Below are 5950 nucleotides of genomic sequence, written 5' to 3'. Positions count from 1 at the left end.
ATGCCGCACGGCCGGTGGCATTGGGTGCGCCCGGTGAGCCCGAGCGCACCGCCGTCGCTCAGCGTGCTGCCGGCGTCAGCACCAGCGCTCTCACGGTACCGTCGAGCAAATTCTTGCCGGTCGCGGCAATCTGCCCCTTCTTGTTGATGCCCTTGGCATCGGTGATCAGCCAGGTGGCGCGGTCGTCGTCGCCCAGCGTGTCGTTCAGGTCGTACAGCTGATCGCCGTCAAAAACGAAACCGTGGTAATCCAACATGCCTGGGGTCACCGTGGACGAGCCGACGATCCACCCCTGACGGTTGATGCCGTAAGCACAGGCACGATCGCCGCCCAAAGGCTTCAATGCCGTCATGCTGCCCGCCCCGTAGACGAAGGCCAGCTTCTGCGCATCACCCGCGACGGTCGAGCAACCGACGACCTGGCGCGCCTGGTTGATGCCATTGGCTTCAGAGCGGGTGCCGCCCAGGGTTCCGAGATCACGCATCTTGCCGTTGCGATAGAGGAAAGCATGTTCCTGACCATCGGCCAGGGTGGAACTGCCGACCACGTCGCCGCCGTCATTGATGGCCCGGCCGTGGCTCGAATCGCCCCCCAGCGTGCCCAGCTTGGTCATCTGGTCGTTCTGCCAGATGAACGCACGCCACTTGTCATCGATGGTTTCGCCGTCACCCACGACCTGGCCCAGGTTGTTCATGCCGTAGGCGATGGAGCTCAGGTCGCAGCCGCCACAGATGCCTTCGTTGAACGCACCCAGATTCTTGGCGGTCGTGCCGTCATAGAGGAAGGCGCGGCCGAGATTGAGATACGGAGACGTCCCGACCACATTCCCGACATCGTCGATACCACTGACCGCAGTGCCACCGTGATGGTTCAGTCCCAACGCGGGGATCCGTTCGCAGCCATTGGTCTTGCAGCGGTACGAAGCGGTGCCCCCGACGGGCACGTACAGATCGGTTGCCGTCCAGCCCTTGCTGTTGATGGCCCTGGCGAACGAGCTGTCCATCGGCGCCAGAAACAGAGGCACCACGCTGACCTTGTACCCAGGTTGCGCCCAGGCCGCTTGGCTCATGGTCAGCAGGCCGGCAAAGCAGACCAGCGAGACACGAACACTCTTCATTGCTTGCATTCTGATTCCCCTCATATTGTGAGTTAGTGGTTGAAACAACCGCCGCCAGGATGCGCACCGCGCAAATCGCAGACCATCCCTATCTCAAACGTTAGGCATGCGCGCGACGTCGCTCTGTGAAATTTCGCACATCGGCGGAAACCGACAGCTCATGCATTTGCAGCCATGTAATCGGTTACTGCAGCGTCACGCCTGAGGCGGAAGTTTCAAGCCGCAATCACTTTTGGCGGATTTGACGATTAGCCGCACGGATACCGTGCGGCGAAGTCAAGTCTTCAATTCGACTCGACGGTCACCGGCGTCAGCAGCGCTGCACGCGTGATGCCCTTGTGCTCGCCGGTGGCGATGATCAGGCCGTTGTCGTTGATGGCGCGGGCCTCGGTGATGACCCAGTTCTTGCCGGTCTTGAGGTCGAGCTTGGCGTTCAAGTCGATCGCTGGCCCGCCGGCCTGCCACAAGACGGCGCGCAGGTTCGAGCCGCTCGACTCGCTCGAGTAGCCCACCACCCAGCCGTTGCGGTTGATGCCCAGCGCGCACGATTCATTGCCGCCCAGCGAAGGCAACGGCGTCATCGCGCCAAGCTGATGGATGAAGCCGCGCTGCTCGGAGTCGCCGGCCAGCGTCGAGCAGCCAACGATCTGGCGCAGCTCGTTGACGGCGAACGCCGCCGAGTGCGTGCCGCCCAGCGTGCCCAGGTCGCTCATCAGACCGGCGCGGTAGAGGAAGGCGCGCTGCTGGCCGCCGCTCTGGGTCGACACGCCAACGATGTCACCCTTGTCGTTCAGCGCATAGGCGTCGCTGAAGTCACCCCCCAGCGTGCCGAGGCTGCTCATCTGGGCGTTCTTGTAGATGAAGCCCCGTGCGCTGCCGTCGATCGTGTAGGCCAGGCCGGTGACGACACCCTTGTTGTTGATGTCGCGGCCATAGCTGTCGAGCATGCAGCCGCCGCAGCCGTCGTCGGGCAGGCCGCCCAGGTCGACGGTTTGCGTGCCGTCGTACAAGAAGGCGTGGGTCGTGAAACCGGCGAATGAGCTGCCGGTGACGTGGCCCGCGTCATTGATGCCGCTCGGCGTGGTGGCTGGGAACGAGCGCACCTGCAGCTCGGGGATCTGCGTGCACACCGCCTTCAGGCAACGCGCGGCGGCAAAGCCCGAGACCGTGTAGCCGTATTCGACTGCGGTGCGGCCACCCTTGTTGATGGCGCGGCCGGTCGAGTACAGCGTGACGTCGCTCTTGGGGCCGATCAACAGCTCGGTGACCTTGTAGATCGTCTCGGCTTGCGTGGCGCTCGATGCGCCCATCGTCAACACCGCTGCAGTAGCCACCGCACAGAGCCGCCCGACGGGCAGCAGAGAAAGACGCGAAGACCGGCGTTGCATTTGTAGTTTCCTTCGATCCCATCCACGGCCCAAACATCAGGGCCGGGCGGAATTATCTCGCCCCGGGGTCCAGCGCCGCGAGGGCTGCGGCACTCACTTCTTGGGGGTGCTGGCCCTTCAGCCGGTGGTCCGACCAGATCTGACGCCAGCGCCGAGCGCCCGGCTGGCCGTGGCGCAGGCCCAGCATGTGGCGCGCCGCATGCGACCAGGGCACGCCGTAGCGCCCGGCCAGTTGCTCCATGTGGGCCACCATCGCGGTTTCCACCTGGCTGCGGTCCGGCACGGCGCCAGCCTCGCCGTAGAAGCGCTGGTCCCACTCGGCCATCAGCCAGGGGTTGTGATAGGCCTCGCGGCCCAGCATCACGCCGTCCACATGCCGCAGGTGCTCGGCGATGTCGTCGTTGCCCTGCACCCCCCCGTTGAGCACGATCGTCAGCTGCGGGAAGTCCTTCTTCAGCTGGTAGACGAACTCATAGCGCAGCGGCGGCACCTCGCGGTTCTCTTTCGGGCTCAGGCCCTTCAGCCAGGCGTTGCGCGCATGCGCGATGAAGACCGTGCAGCCGGCCGCGGCGACCGTACCGACGAAGTCGCGCACGAAGTCGTAGCTCTCTTCCTTGTCGATGCCGATGCGGTGCTTCACGGTCACTGGCAGGCCGTCGGCCACGTCGACCATCGCCTTCACGCAGTCGGCCACCAGCTGGGGCTCGTTCATCAGGCAGGCCCCGAACGCACCACGCTGCACGCGCTCGCTCGGGCAACCACAGTTCAGGTTGATTTCGTCGTAGCCCCAGCGCCGCGCCAATTGCGTGGCGAAGGCCAGGTCTTCGGGTTCGCTGCCGCCCAGTTGCAACGCGAGTGGGTGCTCTTCGGTGTTGAAGTCGAGGTGCCGAGGCTGGTCACCGTGGCGCAGCGCGCCGGTCGTCACCATCTCGGTGTACAGCCGCGTCCGCTTGGTGATCAGGCGGTGGAAGTAGCGGCAATGCCGGTCGGTCCAGTCCATCATCGGGGCGACGGACAGGCGCCAATCGGGCACGGGCGAAGTAGCGGGGGCCGGCGTTTGCAGCGCGGCCGGGGACACAGGGGCGTTCACCCCCGAATTATCGGTGCGGGCTGGATTTCAGGCAGCGCGGGCGGCGTTGGCCGCAATGCCGTCGACGAAGCGCGGCAGCAGCGGCAATGGCAGGTCATGGCCCATGCCGGTGATGTAGTCGCTGGTGGCGYCGGCGATGCGCCGGGCCAGGTCGCGCCCGTTGTCGACAGGGATCAGCGGGTCGGCCTCGCCGTGGATGACATGCGTGGGCGCCGAGATGCGGCCCAGGATCGGGCTGCGATCGCCGTCGGCCGCCACCGCCACCAGCTGTCGCAAGGTGCCGGCCGGGCGCCAGGCGCGCTGCACGTTGTGGAGCATGCGCTCGCGAAAAGCGTCGGGGTCGGGTCGATAGGCCGGGCTGCCGATGACCTGGAACAGGTTCGCGTAGTGCTCCAGCAGGCCTTGCAGGTCGTTGGTGCGCGGACGCTGCAGCATCACGCGGCGCGCGGCCAGGGTGGCTTGCGGCAGCTTGCGCGAGCCGCTGGTGGTCATCATCAGGTTCAGGCTGCGCACACGCTGTGGGTGCTCGGCCGCCAGGTGCTGCGCGACCATGCCGCCCAGCGACGCACCGCAGACATGGGCGCTGCGCACGCCGAGCGCATCCAGCACGCCCAGCGCATCGCGCGCCATGTCGGCCAGCAGGTACGGCGCCTTCACCGGCCAATGCAGCATGTGCTGCACCGTGGCCAGAGGCAAGCTGGGCACGCCCAGGTGGTCGAAGCCCTGGCTCAGGCCGGCGTCGCGGTTGTCGAAACGGATGACCCGAAAGCCCCGCGACACCAGCGCCTGCACCATCTCGGTCGGCCAGCTGGTCAGCTGCATGCCCAGGCCCATGATCAGCAGCAGCGGCTCGCCGGCAGGCGAGCCCTCGTCTTCGATCTCGATCGAAATGCCGTTTGCGCTCAGTTGCATGAGGTACCGGTCAGGCGGCTTGTGCTGCAGCGAAGCCGCTGTCGCCCGGCGTCGGTTTGAAGAACCAGCGCCGCACGCCGTCGGCCTCGAACGGCCGCCAGGCGCCCTCGGGTTGGCGCAGGCGATCGGCGATCAGGTACATCGTCAGTGGGTTCATGCCCATGCCGACATGGCTGGCCTGCAGCTCGATGTTTTCGGTGTGCGGCAGCGGCGGGTTCAGGCTGCATTGCCAGGCCACCACGCCGTCGGTGCGTGAGTAGATCGAGGTCGTGGGGACCGGCGGCGGGCGGCGGATCTCGGCGATCACCTCGGGGTCATGGGCCGACTTGCCGCTGACGAATTCGAAGAAGCGCCAGGCATTGGTGGCGCGCGGATGGCCGCCGAACGGCGAGCCCAGCGTGATGACGCAGCGCACCAGGTCCGGCAGCTGCTTGGCCAGTTCGCGCGCGTAGACACCGCCCAGGCTCCAGCCGACCAGGCTGACCTTCTTGCCGGTGCGTTCGTGCGCACCCTTGAGCTGGTCGATGCAGCCTTCGAGCACGCCCTCGCGGGGGCCGAAGTTGAAGCCTTGGCGCCAGGGTTGCGGCGCGTAGCCGCGGTCGCGCAGGAAGTTGCGCATCGGCACGGTGCTGAAGTCAGAGACACCCAGGCCAGGAAACACGATGACCGGGTGACCGTCGCCAGCCGGGATCTGGCGCAGCCAGGGCGCACTGGCCAGCAGCGCGGCAAATTCCCAAGGGGCGCGGCCTTCGAGGGCCAGTTTCAGCAGGCCCGGCGCGCGCACTGGGCTGGAATCGTTGTCATGAACGGGCATGGCCCGATCTTAGCGAGCCGCTGCGCGCGCCGGTCGGGCGCTTGCCCTAGGCCGCTGTCGCCTTCGTGACAGGCCGGCGCGTCTTGCGAGCAGGCGCAGATGCCGACTTGGTGGTTGCCTTGGGCGCAGCTTTGGCAGTTGGCTTGGCGCCGGCTTTCTTCGCCGCCGTGGGCTTGGCTTTCGTCGTCGGCCGCTTCTTTACGGGGGCCGGTGTCGGGACCGGCGCGGTTTCTGGCGGCAGCATCTGCAGGTCTGCGTAGGCGGCGCGCACGGCTTCAGCGTAGCGTGCCACGTCGGGCATCGCCACCGCGTCGGCCATCATCCCGAAGTCCATGTGCTTGTCGAAGCTCTGGACCGTCACGTTCAGCGCCATACCGTGCACGACGATGCTGGTCGGGTAGTTGGTCATCATCCGCGCGCCGGCCAGGTACAGCGGCACCTGCGGGCCCGGCACATTCGAGATCGCCAGCGTGGCCACCGGTGGGATGCGCTCGGCGACCTTGGCCTTGCCGTACATCGATCGCGCCGCCTCCATCAGCCACGGCACGCCGATGCTCGGGAAGTCGGTCGGCAACACACTTTTGAGCGAGCCCATCGTCGCCTTCATCGCCGCCGACGAGACCTTGATG

At 66.5% G+C, this 5950-nt stretch carries 6 protein-coding genes; all 6 read right to left on the bottom strand.

Annotated features, from left to right (window positions below):
- Window positions 1-58 precede the first annotated feature (58 nt).
- A complete protein-coding gene (locus tag AC1DYI_RS24435; RefSeq protein ID WP_477206732.1) occupies window positions 59-1069 on the bottom strand; it encodes a hypothetical protein in 1011 nt (336 codons plus the stop codon).
- A 332-nt stretch (window positions 1070-1401) separates the two neighbouring features.
- On the bottom strand, window positions 1402-2505 hold the full coding sequence (locus tag AC1DYI_RS24430; RefSeq protein WP_477206731.1) for a hypothetical protein: 1104 nt from the start codon (window positions 2503-2505) through the stop codon (window positions 1402-1404).
- Window positions 2506-2557: 52 nt separating this feature from the next.
- Window positions 2558-3568 carry a tRNA dihydrouridine(20/20a) synthase DusA gene (gene dusA, locus AC1DYI_RS24425; RefSeq protein ID WP_477206733.1) on the bottom strand — a complete coding sequence of 337 codons (1011 nt, stop codon included), beginning with the start codon at window positions 3566-3568 and terminating at the stop codon, window positions 2558-2560.
- A 54-nt stretch (window positions 3569-3622) separates the two neighbouring features.
- Window positions 3623-4507 (bottom strand): alpha/beta fold hydrolase, encoded by an 885-nt coding sequence (locus AC1DYI_RS24420; RefSeq protein WP_477206730.1) that lies wholly within the window; start codon window positions 4505-4507, stop codon window positions 3623-3625.
- A 10-nt stretch (window positions 4508-4517) separates the two neighbouring features.
- A complete protein-coding gene (locus AC1DYI_RS24415; protein WP_477206729.1) occupies window positions 4518-5321 on the bottom strand; it encodes an esterase/lipase family protein in 804 nt (267 codons plus the stop codon).
- A 46-nt stretch (window positions 5322-5367) separates the two neighbouring features.
- Window positions 5368-5950: WS/DGAT domain-containing protein (locus AC1DYI_RS24410; RefSeq protein ID WP_477206728.1), on the bottom strand; the 583-nt coding region annotated here is incomplete at its 5' end.

The organism is Ideonella sp. P3_A4, from assembly GCF_056403075.1.
The sequence above is the reverse complement of the archived record's forward strand: the minus strand, read 5'-3'. Positions and strand labels throughout refer to the sequence as shown.

What these genes read in the sequence shown, in the direction of transcription:
- AC1DYI_RS24435 (WP_477206732.1), bottom strand. Translation starts at nt 1,069, where the DNA reads ATGAGCCAAGCGGCCTGGGCGCAACCTGGGTACAAGGTCAGCGTGGTG.
- AC1DYI_RS24430 (WP_477206731.1), bottom strand. Translation starts at nt 2,505, where the DNA reads ATGCAACGCCGGTCTTCGCGTCTTTCTCTGCTGCCCGTCGGGCGGCTC.
- AC1DYI_RS24415 (WP_477206729.1), bottom strand. Translation starts at nt 5,321, where the DNA reads ATGCCCGTTCATGACAACGATTCCAGCCCAGTGCGCGCGCCGGGCCTG.